General features: G+C 49.4%; 17 protein-coding genes, 2 tRNA genes and 1 pseudogene. 15 read left to right on the forward strand and 5 right to left on the reverse strand.

Annotation, left to right across the window (positions count from 1 at the left end):
* Positions 1 to 304: 304 nt before the first annotated feature.
* The 3 genes from AOV_RS04435 (at position 305) to ychF (ending at position 2,888) form a co-directional block, all read left to right on the forward strand.
* Complete coding sequence (locus AOV_RS04435; RefSeq protein WP_117374485.1) at positions 305 to 1,003, forward strand: IspD/TarI family cytidylyltransferase; 699 nt, start codon at positions 305 to 307, stop codon at positions 1,001 to 1,003.
* A 78-nt stretch (positions 1,004 to 1,081) separates the two neighbouring features.
* On the forward strand, positions 1,082 to 1,618 hold the full coding sequence (gene ispF, locus AOV_RS04440) for a 2-C-methyl-D-erythritol 2,4-cyclodiphosphate synthase (protein ID WP_075139344.1): 537 nt from the start codon (positions 1,082 to 1,084) through the stop codon (positions 1,616 to 1,618).
* A 175-nt stretch (positions 1,619 to 1,793) separates the two neighbouring features.
* Positions 1,794 to 2,888 (forward strand): redox-regulated ATPase YchF, encoded by a 1,095-nt coding sequence (gene ychF, locus AOV_RS04445; RefSeq protein WP_075139559.1) that lies wholly within the window; start codon positions 1,794 to 1,796, stop codon positions 2,886 to 2,888.
* A 446-nt stretch (positions 2,889 to 3,334) separates the two neighbouring features.
* Here the strand turns inward: ychF and AOV_RS04450 are convergent, their stop codons facing one another.
* The gene (locus AOV_RS04450; protein ID WP_075139343.1) at positions 3,335 to 4,756 is read right to left on the reverse strand and encodes a metallopeptidase TldD-related protein; all 1,422 of its coding nucleotides are present in this window, start codon (positions 4,754 to 4,756) and stop codon (positions 3,335 to 3,337) included.
* Positions 4,757 to 4,866: 110 nt separating this feature from the next.
* Here AOV_RS04450 and AOV_RS04455 point away from each other — a divergent pair.
* From AOV_RS04455 to AOV_RS04490, 9 genes and pseudogenes are all read left to right on the forward strand, one after another.
* Positions 4,867 to 4,950, forward strand: a tRNA-Leu gene (locus AOV_RS04455).
* Positions 4,951 to 5,315: 365 nt separating this feature from the next.
* Positions 5,316 to 8,039, forward strand: coding sequence for a hypothetical protein (locus AOV_RS04460; protein WP_233497140.1), 2,724 nt, complete (start codon positions 5,316 to 5,318; stop codon positions 8,037 to 8,039).
* 103 nt (positions 8,040 to 8,142) lie between these two features.
* A complete protein-coding gene (locus AOV_RS04465) occupies positions 8,143 to 9,138 on the forward strand; it encodes a pyruvate dehydrogenase complex E1 component subunit beta (RefSeq protein WP_075139558.1) in 996 nt (331 codons plus the stop codon).
* A 92-nt stretch (positions 9,139 to 9,230) separates the two neighbouring features.
* A complete protein-coding gene (hemJ, locus tag AOV_RS04470; RefSeq protein ID WP_075139342.1) occupies positions 9,231 to 9,677 on the forward strand; it encodes a protoporphyrinogen oxidase HemJ in 447 nt (148 codons plus the stop codon).
* 241 nt (positions 9,678 to 9,918) lie between these two features.
* Complete coding sequence (locus AOV_RS04475) at positions 9,919 to 10,482, forward strand: thioredoxin family protein (RefSeq protein WP_075139557.1); 564 nt, start codon at positions 9,919 to 9,921, stop codon at positions 10,480 to 10,482.
* 12 nt (positions 10,483 to 10,494) lie between these two features.
* On the forward strand, positions 10,495 to 12,189 hold the full coding sequence (locus tag AOV_RS04480) for a cation:proton antiporter domain-containing protein (protein WP_075139341.1): 1,695 nt from the start codon (positions 10,495 to 10,497) through the stop codon (positions 12,187 to 12,189).
* A gap of 257 nt (positions 12,190 to 12,446) precedes the next feature.
* Entirely contained in the window at positions 12,447 to 13,553 is a 1,107-nt protein-coding gene (gene dapE / locus AOV_RS04485; protein ID WP_117374520.1) for a succinyl-diaminopimelate desuccinylase, read from the forward strand.
* Positions 13,534 to 13,713 (forward strand): annotated as a pseudogene (locus tag AOV_RS05515) (double zinc ribbon domain-containing protein); the annotation flags it as partial. The gene dapE and the pseudogene AOV_RS05515, both read left to right, overlap by 20 nt.
* Positions 13,714 to 13,725: 12 nt before the next feature.
* The gene (locus AOV_RS04490) at positions 13,726 to 14,241 is read left to right on the forward strand and encodes a ComF family protein (RefSeq protein ID WP_233497244.1); all 516 of its coding nucleotides are present in this window, start codon (positions 13,726 to 13,728) and stop codon (positions 14,239 to 14,241) included.
* A gap of 47 nt (positions 14,242 to 14,288) precedes the next feature.
* On the opposite strand, the gene AOV_RS04495 is transcribed toward AOV_RS04490, so the two are convergent.
* Both AOV_RS04495 and AOV_RS04500 read right to left on the reverse strand, forming a co-directional pair.
* Positions 14,289 to 14,362, reverse strand: a tRNA-Met gene (locus tag AOV_RS04495).
* A 50-nt stretch (positions 14,363 to 14,412) separates the two neighbouring features.
* A complete protein-coding gene (locus tag AOV_RS04500; protein ID WP_075139340.1) occupies positions 14,413 to 14,622 on the reverse strand; it encodes a hypothetical protein in 210 nt (69 codons plus the stop codon).
* A 417-nt stretch (positions 14,623 to 15,039) separates the two neighbouring features.
* Between AOV_RS04500 and AOV_RS05530 the strand changes: the two genes are divergently transcribed.
* Both AOV_RS05530 and AOV_RS04510 read left to right on the forward strand, forming a co-directional pair.
* Entirely contained in the window at positions 15,040 to 15,348 is a 309-nt protein-coding gene (locus AOV_RS05530; RefSeq protein WP_117374487.1) for a hypothetical protein, read from the forward strand.
* Positions 15,349 to 15,380: 32 nt separating this feature from the next.
* Positions 15,381 to 15,698 (forward strand): TrbC/VirB2 family protein, encoded by a 318-nt coding sequence (locus tag AOV_RS04510; protein WP_148666502.1) that lies wholly within the window; start codon positions 15,381 to 15,383, stop codon positions 15,696 to 15,698.
* A gap of 770 nt (positions 15,699 to 16,468) precedes the next feature.
* On the opposite strand, the gene AOV_RS05535 is transcribed toward AOV_RS04510, so the two are convergent.
* Together AOV_RS05535 and AOV_RS04520 are read right to left on the reverse strand one after the other, a co-directional pair.
* Complete coding sequence (locus AOV_RS05535) at positions 16,469 to 18,382, reverse strand: hypothetical protein (protein ID WP_275542897.1); 1,914 nt, start codon at positions 18,380 to 18,382, stop codon at positions 16,469 to 16,471.
* A 107-nt stretch (positions 18,383 to 18,489) separates the two neighbouring features.
* Positions 18,490 to 19,059, reverse strand: coding sequence for a NifU family protein (locus AOV_RS04520; RefSeq protein WP_075139338.1), 570 nt, complete (start codon positions 19,057 to 19,059; stop codon positions 18,490 to 18,492).
* A gap of 99 nt (positions 19,060 to 19,158) precedes the next feature.
* Here AOV_RS04520 and AOV_RS05465 point away from each other — a divergent pair, with 99 nt between their 5' ends.
* On the forward strand, positions 19,159 to 19,545 hold the full coding sequence (locus tag AOV_RS05465) for a DnaJ domain-containing protein (protein ID WP_075139554.1): 387 nt from the start codon (positions 19,159 to 19,161) through the stop codon (positions 19,543 to 19,545).
* Positions 19,546 to 19,993 lie beyond the last annotated feature (448 nt).

Here is a 19,993-nt window from a genome sequence, read left to right on the forward strand (position 1 = left end):
AAACAGTCCAACAAGCGCGCGCGTTGCGCGCGCAACCCTTGAACAGCATCTCCACGCAGCGTTGTGGATACCTACACTAAGCAGGTGTAACCACGTGCTGCACCGTCAAGCTAACATAGTGACGTGTACGCATCAACAAGAACAAAGATTAAGGCTTACAATTTTAAGTTGTCGTCAATGATATGGTAGTAAAGTGCTCGGAAGCCCTACTATCGGGACGTATTTAACTTGCTTGGAAAATGCCCTAAACAGGTGTACCATTGGCGCCTGTTCCTTTACTGTCCTCCCTATGCACGGTTGTGTGATGGTCGTTGTAGCTGCAGGAGAGGGTAGCAGACTTGGTATTGCTGGGTTGCCCAAGCAATATATGAAAATTCACAACCAAGCAGTACTGTGGTATTCCATCACCAGCTCATTCGCGCCTTACATGCATAAGGTAAGGGTTGTGATAAGAGAGGGGCATGACGTACTGTACCAGAATGCCATAAAGTCTCTGCCTCCGGCAATTGCAGACAGGCTTCTACCCCCCGTATATGGGGGCGATAGAAGGCAGGATTCTGTACGCGTAGGTTTGGAAAGCCTAGATGGCATGAAGCCCAGTATTGTGGCAATCCACGATGCATGCCGTCCATTTGCACAAGCAATACCAGAAAGTAGCGTCACAGATGCGCTTGCACAGCATTCGGGGGTTGTCCAGGTTTTGCCTGTTGTTGATACAATACAGGTTGTGTCAGACAATGCCATAGTGGGGAACGTCGATCGGGAGACTGCTCGTATAGTGCAAACTCCACAGGTGTACAGATACCGAGATGCGCTTGCATGCCACAATGCAATGTACCGTACAGACCCTGACAGACACTTCACGGACGATTCGTCAGTCATGCTAGAGTGTGGAATGTCAGTTGCAGTTGTTGAGGGGAGTCGCAACAATTTTAAAATTACCGCAGCCGAAGACATACTGCGAGCAGAGCTACATCTTTTCAGTAGTGCTCCCCACAATTAAAGTGAGTTACCCTACAAGTGGTTGCGGGCTGCCCTTTGCTGCTATAAACTGCCATTTTGGTCATCACGGTGTTAGAGTGTGCCTTTCAGGGTGGGCGTAGGTTATGATATGCACAGGTTTGCTGACTCTCCACCTGAAAGCGGCTACATTGTCCTGTGCGGGGTGGAAATAGCATTCCACAGGAAAATAGAAGCGCACTCAGACGGTGATGTAGGCACACACGCGTTGGTGGATGCCTTGTTAGGTTGTGTGGGAGAGGGGAGCATAGGTGAGCATTTTCCTAACACAGACCCAAGATGGAAGTGTATGAGTTCTACTCACTTTTTGTTGGAGGCCCAGAATAAGGCCCTGACTAAAGGTTATGCTATGCTGAATTTTGACCTTACCATGGTCTGTGAGCTCCCAAAAATTATCCCGCATGTTCACCGGATGAAGTTGTTCATGTCCAAGCTACTTGGCATGGATACCTCAGCAATAAACATAAAAGCGGTGACCACGGAAAAGCTTGGGTCTATTGGACGAGGTGAAGGAATTGCAGCGCACGCCGTGGTGCTGTGCCGCAAAATTGCCGAGACAGCACCCAACCCGGGCAGTAAAAATCCTAGTGGCACATAGTGTTTGCAAATCCGCTTAATGCAATCTCGGCTCTGGAGCCCGTTGGGCGGCTTGGAGCTTGTGGCTGGCGACATGAGGCTCATACAAGGGTTAGGTGGGAGGAAGTAAATGTAGTACCTCAAATTTTGATTCGGTGTTAGAATGCCCCTGCTACGGAGACAATTATAAGTTCGTTATGGGGTTAAATTGCGGGATAGTGGGGCTACCCAACGTGGGGAAGTCTACTTTGTTCAATGCGCTCACCAAGACTATGGCGGCAGAAATGGCCAATTACCCGTTTTGCACGATTGAGCCTAACAAGGGCATGTCCGCAGTTCGCGATTCGAGGCTCAAGGCGCTGGCATCCACAGCAGGCTCCCAAAATGTCGTGTTCAGCCAAGTGGAGTTTGTAGACATTGCGGGGCTGGTTAGGGGGGCAAGTGGCGGCGAAGGGTTGGGAAACAAATTTCTCGGCCACATAAGAGAAGTAGATGCAATAATGCACGTGCTGCGCTGTTTTGAAGACAGTGACGTCAGCCATGTACACCAAGTTGTTGATCCGATTAGTGATGCGGAAGTGGTGGAGATGGAGCTGATTATGGCCGATATAGACAGCGTCAAGCGCCGCTTACCAAATTTGGAAAAGGCAATCAAATCCGGCAAGGAAGACAAGGGCAAGCTTGTTGTGTTGGAGGAAATTCTTAAAACTCTTGAAAGCGGACAGCCCGCAAGAAGTGCTATTGGCAGCGTGGATCCGGAAGAACTAAAACAGTTGCAACTCCTCTCGAGCAAGCCTGTAATGTACGTATGTAACGTCGAGGATACAAACGTGGTGGGGGGCAATGCTCTCTCGGCTCTGGTTAGCAAAATGGCTGAGGCCAGGGGCAGTAAATGCTGTTATCTCTCAGCAAAGCTGGAGACTGATGTCCTTAGCATTGACGACGAAGAAGAAAGAAGAACTTTTTTGGCAGAGATTGGCATGGAGGAACCAGGCATAGATGTTGCGGTGCGCAATATGTATGCACTGCTAGATTTGATAACCTTCTTCACCGTAGGACCAAAAGAGGCTCGGGCATGGCCAATTAAGCGGAATACCAAGGCCGACAAGGCCGCTGGAGTTATACATACTGATTTTGAAAAGGGATTTATCAAGGCAGAAACCACGAGTTTTCAGGATTATGTGCAGTATGGCGGCGAATCTGGATGTAGGGAGGCAGGGAAGATGAGGTTTGAGGGAAGGGACTACGTGGTGCAGGATGGGGACGTAATACATTTTAGGGTAAACAAGTAATATGTACTACTTCCCCCAGCCCTGCATAACTGCAGTTGCAACCTAACCCCGCTGCGGGGGCCACTACACTAAACTGTACTTTAGCACCAAGTTTGTATCCGTAGCTGACCCGAGTATGGGAGCAGTTGTGCCTACTATTGGCATGCGGCACTTCCCAGTTTCGCTATGGTACATACGCGTTAGTCATCCAAAGGATTATGCTTCCCGTTGTGGATGAGACGATACTGACCATGCACACGAAAGATAGACAGGCGTGTCTGGCTGGGGCTGTTGCAGTTATGTGATGTAGATGAGGGCACTGCAGGCTGCGCGCAAGCGATGATCGATCAACACATCTCCCCGTGGGCATATGGGGCGGTGTAGCAGCCCAGCAAGCCATCTACACCATCTACACCAACTATGGCTCCAACCAGATTCTCCTAAATGGCGAACAGTGAAGATTCCAGCTACATGTCTGTGCCGCCAACTGTGATCGCATCAATCTTCAACGTTGGTTGACCAACGCACACTGGCACATTTTGGCCGTTTTTGGAGCACGTGCCAGTGCCGGTATCTAGCGACAAATCGTTGCCAACCATAGATACCTTTTTGAGGATGTCAGGCCCACTTCCAATAAGCGTAGCGCCCCTCAGCGGGCGCCCCATTTTACCATCTTCAATCATGTAGCTTTCCGAAGCCGAAAACACAAACTGGCCCGAGGTAATGTCGACTTGTCCGCCACCAAAATCAGCAGCATATATTCCACGTTTTACACTTGAAACTATCTCATCAGGGGCGTAGCTACCGGGCAGCATGTATGTGTTTGTCATGCGCGGCATTACAACACTTTTGTAGTTTTCTCTTCTACCATTGCCAGTGGAGGACGCATCCATAAGCTTGGAGTTCATGTTGTCATGCATGTATGACACGAGAACCCCATTTTCTATTAGCACGTTGTAACGAGATGCGGTGCCTTCATCATCTATGCTTATAGACCCTCTACGGCCCTCCATCGCCCCATTATCAACAACCGTGATGCCTTCTGCGGCTACTCTGGTTCCCATGGCGTCAGAAAAGGCAGAGATCTTCTTACGATTAAAATCACTCTCCAAGCCATGACCTACAGCTTCATGCAATAGCACCCCGGGGAACCCTGGCCCAAGTACTACGGTTATCTCCCCCGCGGGAGCGGCCACTGCCTCCATGTTTACCATAGATTGGCGCAGGGCCTCATCTGCGACTTTCTTCCACTGAGCCTCACTAACAAATTCTGAGCATAATGCCCTGCCCCCATGGCCCGACCTACCGTATTCTTTTCTACCACCTTTCTCTAGAAGTACGTATACGTCAAGTCTGACCAACGGCCTTACATCACCAACTTCGCTGCCGTCTTTCTTCACAATGCGTACTATTTGCCACTGAGTGCTAATTGCAACCTTGACCTGGGTTACGTGTGTATTGGCGCTGCGCAAATATGCGTCTATGGCCTGTAGCACGGCTACTTTGTTTGTGAATGGTACTTCGCTTACAGGGTTTGTCTGAGGATACAGTTGTGCACCAGACCCGCACAAACTCACCACATGTGCTCCCCCCTTGCTACCTGCATTTTTAACTAGGGAGGCGGCTTTACGTATCTCATGTTCGTTTATTTCAGAAGAGCACACAATGGTAGTGCTTTCTCCACAGAAAGAACGAAGGCCGAAACCCTTGCGAAAGCTAAAATCGGCGTTCTTTACCACACCGTTTTCCAGGCTGAGAGACTCTGAATTGCAAAATTCTAGGAACAGTTCCCCCCCATCAGAGCGGTGCAATGCATCTCTAACGAGCCCGCCTAGCTTCTCCCTATCTACTTGAGCGAAGAACACCCTCTCCGCATCGAAAACTTCCATTCCGGCTCTTTTGTCTGTATAAACTGTAACAATATACTTTGCGGTCTTGAATAATCAATCTAATTCGGGAGTGCACAGCCTCCTTGGTGAGTAGCTTCCGGTGGTATAAAGTCCGAATGGCGGAATTGGTAGACGCGCTAGCTTCAGGTGCTAGTGGCCTTACGGTCGTGGAAGTTCGAGTCTTCTTTCGGGCACTCTTGTTTCACAAACAGTTGCTCGCACACTGCGGGTGGTTGGCGTTTATTCTGTTTCAACACGCTTTCGTGCCATGCATACCTCAATGCCACTCCACGTAATAAAAATTCAGTTCTCTGGTCCACAACCGTAGCAGTTACTCGCCGCTCGCCGCACACGCAATATTGAGTTTGCAGCACTTTATACGCAGTAATAGCCCTGCTTGATGCACTTGCCGCTCTGCGGTCTTCGGACAACTAGTGGCGCTTATAGGCCACACAATCGGGTGAACACGGAATATAATTCGCGCTCTAAACTTCGCCACAGATGCGGACTATACAATGGTGAATGCAATCTTGGTTTACAAAGCGCATTATGTGTTGTATTGTCCCATCAGTGGCCTCTACTGGGGGCTCCGTATAAGATTCCTGAAGTAGATATGTACAAGCTCAACGCGAAGTCGTGGTTTCGCCGCGATTACGCTTCTAACTTTACTGGGGACCCTAGCACCGCAGCCTCAGTGCAAGGATCTACCAATCCTGTGTTGGACCTCAATCAAGCTGCCGCGCCAGATGCTGGGTCCAGAAATGCGTTGGTGGTAACCAAAATCAACGCAGTGAACCGCATACCGGTTGTGTCGTCCATATTGGAGTTTCTATCATCGCCGCAGGCACATGAGGCTTTTGCTCCGCAACGCAGGGAAGCAAGCAGTCAACAGGCGCACACGCAACAGCCAGTTACCCCGTATGCGCGCGTCATCACAGGTTCTTTCACAGATGTTAATGGGGACGTACAGGGGGTTGTAACCTTTGCCGTAGCAGCAACGCAGGAAGAAGATTTGCACCAGTTCTTCTGTCGCGCCGCCTATGCACTGTGCAACTTCTGCAATATGTACATTCTATCTGTGCTTGCATCTCATACACTCTGCAAAGTACGTGCATATGAAAGCCCGGAAGAGGCCAAGAGCAAGCTCGGCATTTCATTGAAACTTTGCACTCAGGCATACAACTGCGAAACGCGCAACTTGGACCACCACATTTTGTACAAGATAGCCCGACATGTGCACAGGTTCTTTTTCATTCCTGGTAACGCCATACTGCACGAGATTTTGGCTCTTTCCTTACAAGAACCGGCCGGGGTACACACAATCGTGCTGCGTGCAGAAATTCCCGACAGTATGCTGACAGCAGAACATCTGAAATTTGTGCGCAGCAATGTGCAGGCGCTACGCACAATGCTGCAGGCAAGCCAAGCGTTGCAGCTGTACCGCTACTTGCTGGCCACCAATACCGGTGATGAGCATCAGCAGGTCGAATCTGACCTCCAAATGCAGCAATTTGTATCACGCACTCCATACAATTTGGGAGCTATATGCGCACTTACTCGCAGTTCATCACAGTCTTGGTCACTCAACGGTGCGGGAAATCCTACACTTATGGGGTACATTTTTGTCTACGGGAAAAACGCACCAAGTCTCAATAGCTGTGCGTTTCCTATTACCGAAAAAGTAACTCGTGCCCGCAATGTGGCGCTGCACAGAATACGTGGAGATCTCCTGTACGTGCAGGAACTACCTGATATATTTCCCTACCACTTTGCAATCGATAATAGCATCCAAGTAGATGCCGGGCTTGTGTCACGCTTTGCCGCACTGGGGCTGCATTGCCAGGAGCCTGGTGCCATCGGTAGGTGTGTGTCGCTCTCTGTGGTGAAAAATGACCCAAACTCTGAACCGTCAGTCGAGCACTTGGCTAAATTTATCAATTTAATGTCTTCATGCAGGCGGCTATGCAACAAGAGGTTTGCAGCAGTGTTAGCAGTAAACTTTCAGGTAAAACGAGACTCTAGCGCCCAATCACAGCATTCCGGCGAGCCTAGGTGGGTGCTGCTGGAATCCACATTAAACGAGCAGCCTCTGGCCCTCACTGCCACCAAGCAAGTTGAGGAAGAGCTGCAATTCATATTCAGCAGCGCAACCGGGCAGTCCCCACTTATGTGTACTTTGGGAAGCTTCTTGCCAGCAGTACGTAGCACAGGTGCAGCACTCAACACGCTTGTGGAGTGCGTTATGTTTATCAGAGAAAGAGAGCGCACGGTTCAGCAAATTGCGGCAGCAGGTGTTGTAGCTCCAGTCAATCAGGAACCCGAGTACGCGCTGAACGTTGGTGCAGCCGACTTCACATCTTACATTGCTGAGGAATGCACAGCAGCCTACACATCTCAGCCATGTGATATGCAGGACGGCTACATAGCATCTAACCACGTACGTGGGCGAAGCATGTCATTAAGCAAGATGCGCTCAGAGCCCGCATTGTTTCCGGTAGCAACCCTGACTGAAAAAAGCCGCAGCGTAACGGATTTAGCACAAGAAGGCGGAATCCACCATCAAACACAGCAAAACGCTACACGCCTTGGTCTGCACACTGCACAACCTAGAATGGGCCACATACCCGACCACGCGCGCGGCGGCACGCGGTCAATGCAAGAGGCTGAACCGGTGCCACCTACAGTTTGTCAGCAGGAAGCCATTGGGGGCTCAGATGGCATATTGGCAAGGATCGCGTCCATAATCAGACGTGTTATCAGCGCGCTAACACCAAAACGCGAAACACCATCTGAAGATTCAGCAGAAGGGGCATCAGCTCTTGACGGGCATGAAGCTCAGCTACCGGAACTGGATGTTCAGTGGTTGGAAGAGCAGATTGTTGGAATAGATAGAAGCGGCGTGGAATATTTTGTTCACCAGCCACCACAAACACCAGCAAGAATGCTCCACGGCAGGGGCAAAAATTCGTCCATGCACGTCCCCACGTGCGGCGCATTTTCATCGTTTCTGGCGAGCAGATTTTGTAAAGTACTTATAGCATTCACACTTGCAGTAGCGCTCATTGCTGCTATATACGTAGGAACAATCAGACGCATCTACGCAACAACGACATATTTGGTAAGTTGTGACATCGCAATGGCAGTCGGTTTACCGTGCACACTGGTTCTTGCATTGCTATGCTCCTTAACTGCAGAGTTCTTGCTTGATAAAAGGCAGGAGAATATGCTGCAAGAATCTTACGCAACTCCGGCTGTACAGGCTATGCTTGGGGCAGAGAGGTAGGGCAGCACACGCGCTCATTAACCCGCAGTGTGTTCGTCGAATCTGTTTGCACTGCTTCTTCTTTTGAAATAAGATGAGGCCGAAAGCACACCTCCGAGGGCGTATGGCACTAATCACAGTCAGAGAAGCGTTACGTCAGGCGATGGAAGAGGAAATGGAGCGCGATCCCGATGTACTTCTGATTGGGGAAGAAGTTGGGGAGTACCAGGGTGCGTATAAGGTGAGCCAGGGGTTGCTAGAGCGGTTTGGTCCCGGCAGAGTTGTCGATACACCCATCAGCGAGCACGCGTTCACTGGTCTTGCAGTGGGGGCTGCATTTCGGGGCTTAAAACCGATTGTAGAGTTTATGAGCTTTAACTTCTCCATGCAGGCAATAGACCAAATAGTAAACTCGGCGGCCAAGACGAATTACATGTCTGGTGGGCAATTGGGTTGCCCTATTGTGTTTCGTGGCCCCAACGGTGCCGCCGCCGGGGTGGCAGCCCAGCATTCGCAGTGCTATGCGTCGTGGTATGCGCACGTCCCTGGCATTAAGGTGGTCGCCCCATACTTCGCTGCTGACTGCAAAGGCATGCTGAAGTCTGCTATTAGAGACCCAAATCCCGTAATATTTTTGGAGAATGAGATCGCATACGGGCACCAGCATAACATTTCAGAAGAGGAGCAAAGCGCGGACTATTTGGTGGAAATAGGTAAAGCCGCGGTGGTGCGTGAAGGATCAGATTTGACCGTCCTGGCATTTTCTCTACAGCTACAGTACGCGCTGGAGGCGGCGGATGTGTTGATGGATGATGGAATAAGTGCGGAAGTTATCGATTTACGCACAATACGGCCTTTAGACCACGAAACTATTTTACAGTCAGTACGCAAAACAAACAGATTAGTGACTGTGGAGGAGGGATGGCTGTTCTCTGGTGTTGGTGCCGAAATCGCCGCATTCGTGACAGAATTTGCTTTTGATGACCTCGATGCTCCGGTAGTCCGGGTTGCAGGCAAAGAGGTGCCGTTGCCATACGCGGCTAACCTGGAATCTTTGGCACTCCCTCAAGTGGGTGACATAGTCAGCGCGGCACATGAAGTTTGCTACCGCAAGGTGTAGTTGGTTTGTTTAGCCCACAAAAATGCGCATTGTATTGCACAAGCGGCTGTCGCGTAATACAATGCTTAAATTACTAACTATTAAGTAAAGCTGTGCTTTCGTGGGTTTGCGCGTACCACCGCTGGGTTGAGGCATTTCATGTTATTTCGGTGATCTCCTGGATGGTAGGCATGCTGTATTTGCCTAGATTATATGTATACCACTCAAAAGTTAGCTACGGATCAGAAAGTGACGCCATGCTTTCTCTCATGGAACGCAGGCTGTTGTTATACATCATGAACCCGGCAATGTTGGCAACTTTGGTAACGGGCATATTGTTGGCGGTTGCTGAAGGATATTACGTTTTTCTATGGTTCAAAGTTAAGTTCATGCTTGTCCTTGCCATGCTCACAATTCACGCTCTGCTGGCACAGCATGGCAAGAACCTTAGTAGAAATGAGTGCAAACGTTCTTCACTCTACTTCAGAATACTCAACGAAGCTGTGACTGCGCTCATGGTTGCAATAGTGATTATGGTTATGGTACAGCCCTTCATGTGACGGCACATGCTGCTTTGGAGCCTGAGTTGCTATTGCCCTACACAGGTGCATTCGCGTGTGGCGCTGCTATCGCGCAAGCTTGCGAGCAAGGGCTGTTGGGAGAAGGCTAGAGGTCAGATCTCGCGCCCATACACAGGTTTCTTGACCAACACAAATTTAGGCATATAGACGAAACTGTTGACTTTTTGGCGATATGCAGCTTAGAATCCGGGCATTGTACGCTCTTTATAGGTGCAAGAAGGTGGCCGCAGTAGTTACCCCTACACTTGACGCGGGGTTTACCGCGTGTGATTTTCAACTAAAATCCACCGATGGGGCCTATTATAGCCTGGATAACTTTCACAATAGTAACGCACTTTTGGTAATGTTCATATGCAACCACTGCCCGTATGTGAAGGCTGTGATAAAGCACCTTGTGCACGAGGTAAAGTTGCTTATGACGGATTTTGGTGTCGGAGCGGTGGCTATTATGCCCAATGACACAGGCGCGTACCCGGAAGATTCTTACGATAAAATGGTGGCTCTGGCTCAGAGCCTCGCCTTTCCATTCCCGTACGTTATAGATGAGGATCAATCTGTTGCAAGAAGTTATGGTGCGGTCTGCACGCCTGACTTCTTTTGTTTCAATAGGGAAATGAAGTTATGCTACAGAGGCAGGTTTGATGACCCTAACAAAGACTGGGAGCTTAGCCCCAATGATAAGAGCGAACTGTTTGAGGCAGTGCGGTTCATCGCGGAAACTGGCAAAGTGCCGGATGATCAGGTGCCTAGTATCGGTTGCTCGATAAAGTGGCGTTCTGGTTGAGTGTATTGCGCTATGAGTCACGCCAGCTACCTGTTGGATGTTGTCTTACTGCTCTCCGCGGCAGTGGTCGTGGTGGTTGTATTTGGTAAGTTACGCATCAGTCCAGTGTTGGGGTACTTCGTTGCAGGTGCTGCGATTGGGCAGCACGGGTTGCAGCTTGTAGAGTCATCCGCAATAATAAGCAGCTTGGGTGAGTTCGGCGTAGTCTTTCTGTTGTTCCTCATTGGCATTGAGTTGACATTCGAAAGGCTTGCGGCCATGAGGCTGCACGTGTTTGGGTTCGGTACAATGCAGGTCATTGTAACGGCGGCCCTTATTTGGTGCATTGCCAGAGCCTTTGGTGTGGATTATGAGAGCTCTGTGGTTATAGGCGGAGCCTTGGCCCTGTCTTCAACCGCAATTGTCTTGCAGGTGTTGCAAGAAAAAGGGCAGCAGTCGACTCAGGTAGGCCGGCTATCCGTCGCCATTTTGCTATTGCAGGATTTTGCGGTTGTGCCCCTCATAGTACTCCTTCCACTTTTAGCTGGGGAGTCTGATAGTCTGGTAATGTCGCTTATACACGCATTACTCAAAGCTGTGGCGGCGCTTGCATTAATTTTTATATCGGGAAGGCTGCTATTGCGCCCACTGTTTGGCACAATAGCAGCAATGAGAAGCAACGAGGCATTCATCGCAACCACGCTCTTGGTAGTGTTGGGAGCTGCGTTTGTTACAGAGAATTTTAACCTCTCCATGGCACTTGGGGCGTTCGTGGCTGGGCTCCTGGTCGCAGAAACTGAATACAGGTACGACGTAGAGCAGGTGGTGCTACCGTTTAAAAAGCTGCTTATGGGGCTGTTCTTTATGGTAGTGGGTATGTCCATGGATACGGAGCTGTTAATAAACAAGCTACCCGTCATACTCGCGTTATCGGTTGCGCTCATCCTACTAAAGGCGATTGTGATCTGTACGTTGTGTAGGTTCTTTAGGTTCCAGCTTTCCGTAGGCGTGCACGCCGGGTTGCTACTGTGCCAAGGGGGAGAGTTTGCCTTCATTCTGTTCGGCCTGGCAGCGGAAAAGGGCGTCTTGTCGCACAACTTGGCGCAGGCACTTATGGTAACAACAACAGTCACCATGGCGTTCACGCCGTTGCTAGCGGCGCTTGGGCATTGGATGTCTGGATTACTTACTAAGAAGAATAAGATTACCTTTTCATCGCAAGAGTTGGTGCTCGATACCAGAGACCTTGACCAACATGTGATAGTTGTCGGGTTCGGTAGAGTGGGCCGGATAGTTGCTAAGGTGTTGACTGCGGAACACGTGAATTACATTGCGTCTGACATCCAGCCAGTTGTGGTCACTGAGGGTAGAAAGGAGGGGTTCCCCGTGTATTTGGGTGATCTGACAAAGCTTGAGACCTTGACATCCATGGGAATTGCACGCGCCAAGGCGATCATCATTGCGATCAACAACAGCGTAACCACAAAGAAGATAATATCCCTGGTGGCAAATAACTTCCGTGACACAATAGTGGTGGTGCGCATTCCTGACCTAACAAACGCGGAGGCCTACAGAAAGCTTGGAGCCCATTATCTAATTCCGGAAACGTACGAAACTGGCCTGCAGCTAGGTGGCGTGGCCTTGAGTATCAGTGGGTTTAGCGAAGACGCGATCGCATCATTGCAAGATGCTCTTAGAGCCGAGGACTACGGGCACATAGAGGGGTAGCAACCCGGAAGTGGGTCAAAAAAAGGCGCACTGGTACCCGTAGCAATGTGCGATGTACGCCGTTGCACCCATGGAATGCAACATTCGGATCTACGCAAGCATTGCGCGTACTGTTCATCAACGGTGCTATTGCAATTTCGTGTGCATTGTTATACACTCGGCACGTTGTTCCTGCGTCTTATGTGCATAGCGTGTCTGTAGAAGCTCGGAGCGTGCCTGGCCATTTGTGTGACCCGGTGTCGCTAGCCTGTAGGCTGATGTCTTTTCCCAGCATCACTCCTGATAAAAGCGGTGCCATACCGTTTTTAGCCGGACTGCTCTCAGATTTGGGGTTCAGTTGCAAAGTTATGTCTTTCGGAGACGGCAATGTGGAAGTGCAGAACCTCTACGCACAATATGGAGATGGTCGCCCTAATCTGTGCTTTGCTGGCCACACTGACGTAGTGCCACCAGGGGGCGCCTGGCGCTTTGACCCATTCTCCCCGCAAGTGGAAGGCGGCATTTTGTATGGAAGGGGTGCAGCAGATATGAAGGCCGCAATCTGCGCGTACATTTCTGCAATTGCGCGGTTGGATTCAGTGCCTGGATGTCTGAGCTTGCTCATTACGGGTGATGAAGAGGGGCGCTGGCGCGAGTATGGCACTAAGTCCGTTTTAGGCTGGATGAAGGCCAACGATATCAACATAGACTATTGCGTGTTGGGGGAGCCCAGTAGCAAGGAGCGCTTGGGAGATTGTATAAGCGTAGGGCGCAGGGGTTCTGTGAATTTTGCGCTGTTATGTCGTGGCGTGCAAGGACATGTTGCATATCCGGAGCTGGCTCACAACCCTATAGATGACATATTGTGCATACTACGCAAAATAAAGGACACTCCCCTAGATAGCGGCACTGAGCACTTTCAGCCCTCGAACTTAGAGATAACAAGTGTGGACGTTGGAAACAGCGTAGAGAACGTAATACCAGCATCCGCTACTGCAGCATTTAACATAAGGTTTAATGACCTACACACCGCAGAATCCTTGTACCAAAACATAGACGCAGTATGTGCCTCGGTAACAAACAATTACACGCTCTCCTACAGGAGTTTTGGCACTGCATTTGTCAATAAGCCCTGCAGCATCACAGCAGCTTTGTGTGCAGTTGTGAAGGAGGTAACCGGGCTTGATGCAGAGCTGATTACGTGGGGAGGTACGTCCGATGCCTGCTTTATTAGTGATCACTGCCCAGTAGTTGAGCTGGGGTTGCCCAGCGGTACTGCCCATAAAGTGGATGAATGCGCCTCGGTAGCGGATATACTAGCGCTCACGGAAATATATCAGAGATTCATCAATCGGTTTTTTGTTGTTGCTCAAAGCTGTAGTTAGCAGGGCTTGCGAGGCGCTGTTCCCCAACATATGCGCTAATTGCTGCTCCGCAACGCAGCGGGGGAAGGTTGTGTGTGATGTCTGTGAGCGAACGATTAGGTTTTTGTGGGAAGACTTTTGCGTTGTGTGCGGAGCCGTAGCGCAACGGCATACTAACACATGTGCTGAGTGTGTGGCCAAGCCTACACATATATCTGCCGTCAGCTCCGCGTTTGCGTACGATGAGTGTAGTAAAAACATGGTGTTACGACTCAAATTTTGTGACGATCTGTTTCACGTTAGAGCATACGCAAATTGGATGTGCGAGAGAGGCGGGGCAGTGCTGGAAGGCGTAGATTTTTTGGTGCCAGTACCTATGCATAGAATGCGTTTAACGCGCAGAAAATACAACCAAGCATCGTTGCTGGCCCAGGCTGTAGGAAAACTGTGCAAAGTTCCTGCGGAAGTCCTGTTACTCAAAAAGTCAAAAAATACGCCACCCCAGCACGGTTTAGCTGCAGTGATCAGGAAGAAAAATGTTTGTGGATCTTTTTCCGTTACTGACACAGAGAAAGTACGGGGCAAAGTCGTCACACTCGTAGATGACGTCATAACTACTGGGGCCACCATTACGGCATGTGCGAGCGTTTTGGCAAATGCAGGTGCACGTGAGATCCGTGCCCTGACGCTCTGCAGAGCCCTACAATAGCCGCAACTGCCGCCTACGCACCGACACTAGCACCAAGTTATGGAGGGTTGCGGGGGACGGACTCGAACCATCGACCTGCAGGTTATGAGCCTGCCGAGCTAACCAACTGCTCCACCCCGCGCAAGGCGCATGTGACACATGCTTGGCCCCTTGTACCAAATTCTAAAGGTCTTAGCAACTGAGAAATAAAAATTTCCTGATTGCTCGGGCCAACCCAATAACTTTGCCCTCATTTTTCTCGTCGCAGATACCGCAAACACCCCTATTGAAGTCCTTGTCGCTACCAATCTCACTGCCTCCAACGCCTCTACCACCGAGTCGGGCCTGTCCACCACCCTGCACATACCTGGCCCCGGCCTCATTTAGGAACCTAAAGCTCATGACTTCTACTGGCACCTAATCCCATAACCTCCAACACCAAGGCTAGCCCTGCAACGCACTTGACCTTGGTCTCACTCAGGAACCTCAACCCCTAACTTCTACCGGCGCCTAATCCCCTAACCTCAGTTCCTAATCCTATCTACCTAAATCCTCATCTCCCACAGGTACAAGCGAAGGCCCCAAATCCATCTACCCAGCGGGCTCGTTCCCAATTACTCTAAGCTCTCTGCCCCCACACCTGCACCACTTACCAGGATTGAAGTAGGAATAGGAGCAGGAATAGGACATGAAAGGTTTGTCATCAAGGGAGGTAAGAAGTCTAATGAGGATACAGCTTCAGTATTCTTATTAGGAAAGGAGTTAGCATATGATACAGCAAGAGGTCAGGTAGACCGTCTTACTAATGCTCTAGGTAAGATGACCAAGAGTGAAGCTAAGAAGTGGGGTACTGCAGTAGAGGGTGCTACTGGTGGCGGTGATGTAAGCCAGAAAGTGTGTGGTACCGCTGGCAGTGGCACCAACAAGTGTGGTACCGCCGATAGCCAGAACACCAATGGCAAGCTCAGTACTGCATTCACTGATGCGGCAACACTGCTCTCTGCAGAGAACAACATCAGTACGTCAGGGATGGCTATCCTTGTGTATGCACATAGTAACTTATGGGGAAAGTGGGGTGGGCAAGGGGCATGTGTGATGACTAATGTAGCAGGAATGGCGATTAGGTAAGAAGGTTCGAGGTTTGGGTATACAGTGTACCTGTGGGGGCTGCTGCTCAGACTAATACTACTCCTGCTGCTGATGATACAGCTACTAAGGTTATATGTAATGTTATAGGGTTTGTGCAGAAACTTGGATTACCCATCATGACTGGAGTAATACTAGGTTCTAGTATCATGGCCATCTTCGGTAAACTCGCATGGCCTGCCATTGTTATGCTGGTTGTATTTACTGCCATATTCTTTGGTGCTGGTAAGCTTATGGCTAAGTTCGCTGCTGGGATTAATGGTGATGAGGCCAAGAACTTCAACTGTGTTGATGGTGGTAATGCCAGCCTTGGTGGTGCCAGTAGAAGTTAGAGGCTGAGGTTAGCGACTATGGTCAGTAGTTTTGAGTGTAAGGATGGTAATACCAGACTTGGTGGTGCTGGAGGTTCCTGAGGTTAGTAGGTAGTGCCAAGAGCTTTGGGTGCTGATGACGCCACATTGGGTGCCAGTGGAGTTGGGAGATGAGGTTCCTGAGGTTAGCGACTATGGTCAGTAGTTTTGAGTGTAAGGATGGTAATGCCAGACTTGGTGGTGCTGGAGGTTCCTGAGGTTAGTAGGTGGCAATGCCAGACTTAGTGCTGAGGTTAGTAGGTGGTGCAGGGCTCAACTGTGTCTATGGTGCATTACCACACTGTGTAGTTGTTATGTTACCTCAACACTAGTCTAGCCATGATGACATACCTACTGGGTGAGATTGGTGATACCAGTAAGTTTGAGTGTAGGGGTGGGTGGGCAGACCGGAACTAGCTAATTGAGAGGTTTTGGGAGAGTGGAAGTGCCTTAGGACACAAAGTGGGTAGAAGGATGAAGTATTTGCAACGGCCACACTGGGTAGGTAGGGTTATGACTAATGTTGACCAACTTTGACGGTGGCTAGGGATTTAGGTGACTAATCTCTCTCCTCACGTAATGGCCTTGGTGGGTGTAAGCTAGGGAATTGGTGTGATGACTGATCCAAATATCCTCATCTCCCAACTCTACTTGCATCACCCAAACACCTATCTTCCTATCTCTAAATCTTCAGCCCACAGTTGCAGGTACCACCTGTAACCAGAACACCACAAGATTAGTGCAGTGTTTGGCTATGATGCAACACTGCTCTCTGTTGCAGGTGAAACCATTAGTACGTCAGGGATGGTGGTCATTGGTAGCGTACAGACTCTTTCATCTACATCCAAGTTATTTATATCCCTAGCCCATGCTCTAATTTTCTCAGCAGCGATTAGTTCTCGTACAGCGTTAACTCTCTTACTTGAATCTATACCGTTTAAATAATCAGTCCAACCCCTATTCTTAGTAGTCTCCATAGCATTAGCCAATGCAGCCTTGAGTGTAGTAGCAACTCCACGTTTCTCAGCTATCTCTGTAAGTTCCTCTAGTGCCTTGATCTTGGCTAGTTCTCTGTCCAGTCTTGCTATCTCCTTACCCTTCAGCTCTGCCTGGCCCTGAAGTGGTTGTGCTTCGCGCTTACCAACCAATTCCTTCATCTCCTTTATCAGCTCCTTCTTCTTATGCTCCATCGTCAGCTTTTGTGCTTCCAATTGTGCTATAGTGCCTTTAACCTCAGCTAATGTTCTCAGCTGCTCTTCTGGTATTAGCTCATCTAACTGTCTTAGCTCCCTTAGCACACTTATCTCTTCTAGCATACTTGCTGCTTTCCTTATAGATTGCGGATTAGTCTCTGGACGCATAGATTGCTTATTCCGCGCTCTAAGTTCCTTTATCTCCTCCAGCTTTTGTGCTGCTAGCCGTACTAGCCTACCATTTAGTTTCCCCATTCTCTCTGTGAGCTGAAGTCCCTCTTGAATCTCTAATCCTCCAGCTTTCTGCTTCTCAGCTAATGCCTTGACTTCCTTAACCTCAGCTAATGTTCTCAACTGCTCTTCCAGACTTAGTGCACCTAGTCTTAGCTCGGCCAGCTCTGGATTTGTCTTAAGTTCCCTTATCGCTGCTAGTTCTTCTACTGTTCCTCCTAGTTTCTTGAGCTCCTCTAGTTTTCCAAGCTTCTTGAACAGCCAGGTCTTTTCCAGTTCTGCCGGCTTTTTCTCCTCTATCTTCTCAAACGCACCTCCAAGTTTCCCTATCTTTGTCACAACTGCACTCTTCGCCTCTTTCAACTCCTCCAGCTTCTTCACCTCTAGCGCTCCCATTATATCTGTACCCAGCACTTTAAGCTTCTGTACCAGCTCTGGCTCTTTTCCTTCCTTCTCGAGCTTTTCCCACTCCTTGAACTCTGCACTTAATACTCCCAATTCTGCCAGTTCCCTCCTAAGTTCCCTTATCGCTGCTAGTTCTTTGCCTGCTTCCCCCATCCTGCGTAGCACCCACGTTTTGTCCAAATGATTTTCCAGCTCCGTTCCCTTAACTTTGTCCTTCAACTCCTCCAGCTTCTTCTCCTCTAGCTCTTTTCCTACCTCCCTAAGCTTTTCCACTGCCGCCTTCAGCCCTTCAGCATCCAGCTTTTTCTCCAGCTTCACCTCCTTGAGCTTCTTCACCTCTAGCAGTCCCAAGTCACTCTCTAGCCTCTCCAGCTGCGTCCTAAGCTCCTCTGAGGCTCTTCTTGCCTTAAGTCTCAACCTCTCCTTCATCCCCTGGAGTTCTTCAGTCTCTATGGCTTCTAGTCTCTCTAACCACTTGAGTTCTCCAAGTTCTGCTAACTTACTTACTTGCTTTGCTAGTTCATGTTGTAACTTCTCTAACTCTTCTGGTCTGCTCAACTCTTGTATAACTAGTCCATCATCAACTCCTGCCATCTCTCCAGCAAGTAATGTATCTCCATCAGGGATCTGTCTACTAAACATTGCCCTTACAGGACTTGCTATACCTTCACTATCTACTACTTCCCTCTTGAGTCTATGCACATCACTCATGGACATCCTACCCAGAGCACTGGATAGTAATTGACCCCTTGCTGTATCTAGTGCAAGTCCCTTACCTAGGAGAAATGCTGTATCATCTCCTCCCTTGATGACAAACCTCTCAGTTCTGTGCCACACACGTACACAACGGTTGTACATTTCTTCTGCCTTGTGGCGGCGAGTGACGGTACGTATAATGCAAAGCTCCTTGTTTAGGTGTGGCATTATCAGACTTTCTGTGTGGGCTAGACGCTCTCTACGGCCTTGACCTCTGGCACATAATAACTGAGCATGCCGTAGACTCCGTCTTTCAAAGTCACAGCAGCGCTTGGGCACCCAGAACAAGCACCCCTAAGATGTACAAACACCACTCCCTCTTTGTACCCCCTGAACTTTATGTCTCCACCGTCTTGGGCAACTGCAGGCCGCACGTAGTGTTCTATAAGTTCCTTAACGCGCTGCACTACTTCAGAGTCTTTTGCGTCGAAAAATTCTTGCTCATCGTTTTCCTCATGCGCCTGTGGCACTGAGTCAGAATACGCATTGTGCAATGAGAAGTAGTCTGTCATCACGACCAAAATCTCCGGCCTTAGGGCATCCCAATCTACATGCGGAAGCTTTGTGACAGACACAAAATCACCTCCAAAAAACACCTTAGAGACGCCTTGTATCTCAAACAGTAATCTTGCCAGCGTGGAACCCTGGGCTGCGTTCGCATCAGAAAACTCGATGCCGCTTCCTATTGTGCCTATCTCAGTGCTTAGCAAAAACCTTAGAGCGTCCGGATTGGGCGTGCTTTCGATTTGGATAAACATAAACAACCCTTGCAATGAAGCAATTTTCGTGGGTATAATCCCCCTGCTGCAGGAGATAGCAGTGTATTGCAGTGCGTGGAGCAAATCAAGACTTATCGCATGTTTCTAGTGCTTTTCACTGTGCTATGCGTGATCGGCGCATTGTTTGTGCTGCCGGCCATTATCATGGTGGCGTTCCTGCTATTCAAGAAAAACAACCTAATATATGGGAATTTTAGCAACGGGGATTTCAGGACCATCCTGAATAAAATGATCAACGACATGTACGGTGGAGCATACGGGGCCGGCACAGCTAGAAAAACAACAGAAACTCTATCCAAGTATGAGGCGTTGGAAATTTTAGGCCTTAGTGCTGGCGCGACTCCGGAGCAGATAACCTCGGCTTACCACCGGTTGATGAAGTTTGCTCACCCAGACAAGGGGGGCTCGGCATATTTTGCCCAGAAACTCAATCAAGCACGTGACACTCTGCTTGGCGACAAATAGAGAGCGCCACTTCTGAGCTACGCACCCGTCAGTCTTGCACGCGTGAGGTTATAATAAGGCATAGCTGAGAGCCTGCATGCTGGACTGCGGGATATGTATTATATGTTATATATATCAAGTCCTAGGACAACTTTCAGGGTTATTATCCATTATTATGGATACATATAAAGGAGGAATATGTTCAACTTTGCACCGAGACATCTGGCTACAGCAGTGGTAGCCTTGATATGGTTATTCATCACTGCAGGTTCTACTTATGCTAGTAGCAGTGCTGCTGCTGCTGATGATACAGCTACTAAGGTCATATGCGGTGTTGTACTATAACCTTGCACTAACATCCTTGCCCAGTAGAAATGCTTCGTCCTACAGATAAGCAATACACCTCAGCACCTCTCCATTCCAGCTATAGAACAACGCAGTAACAACCATGTCTATGGTGATGCTAACA

It is taken from the genome of Anaplasma ovis str. Haibei (assembly GCF_002214625.1).
In the GTDB taxonomy this organism is placed as follows: domain Bacteria; phylum Pseudomonadota; class Alphaproteobacteria; order Rickettsiales; family Anaplasmataceae; genus Anaplasma; species Anaplasma ovis.

Excerpts from the sequence above, each read along its gene's own strand:
- AOV_RS04435 (WP_117374485.1), top strand. The coding sequence starts at position 305 with ATGGTCGTTGTAGCTGCAGGAGAGGGTAGCAGACTTGGTATTGCTGGG.
- ychF (WP_075139559.1), top strand. The coding sequence starts at position 1,794 with ATGGGGTTAAATTGCGGGATAGTGGGGCTACCCAACGTGGGGAAGTCT.
- AOV_RS04450 (WP_075139343.1), bottom strand. The coding sequence starts at position 4,756 with ATGGAAGTTTTCGATGCGGAGAGGGTGTTCTTCGCTCAAGTAGATAGG.
- AOV_RS04465 (WP_075139558.1), top strand. The coding sequence starts at position 8,143 with ATGGCACTAATCACAGTCAGAGAAGCGTTACGTCAGGCGATGGAAGAG.
- AOV_RS04480 (WP_075139341.1), top strand. The coding sequence starts at position 10,495 with ATGAGTCACGCCAGCTACCTGTTGGATGTTGTCTTACTGCTCTCCGCG.
- dapE (WP_117374520.1), top strand. The coding sequence starts at position 12,447 with ATGTCTTTTCCCAGCATCACTCCTGATAAAAGCGGTGCCATACCGTTT.
- AOV_RS04500 (WP_075139340.1), bottom strand. The coding sequence starts at position 14,622 with ATGAGCTTTAGGTTCCTAAATGAGGCCGGGGCCAGGTATGTGCAGGGT.
- AOV_RS05530 (WP_117374487.1), top strand. The coding sequence starts at position 15,040 with ATGACCAAGAGTGAAGCTAAGAAGTGGGGTACTGCAGTAGAGGGTGCT.
- AOV_RS04520 (WP_075139338.1), bottom strand. The coding sequence starts at position 19,059 with ATGTTTATCCAAATCGAAAGCACGCCCAATCCGGACGCTCTAAGGTTT.
- AOV_RS05465 (WP_075139554.1), top strand. The coding sequence starts at position 19,159 with ATGTTTCTAGTGCTTTTCACTGTGCTATGCGTGATCGGCGCATTGTTT.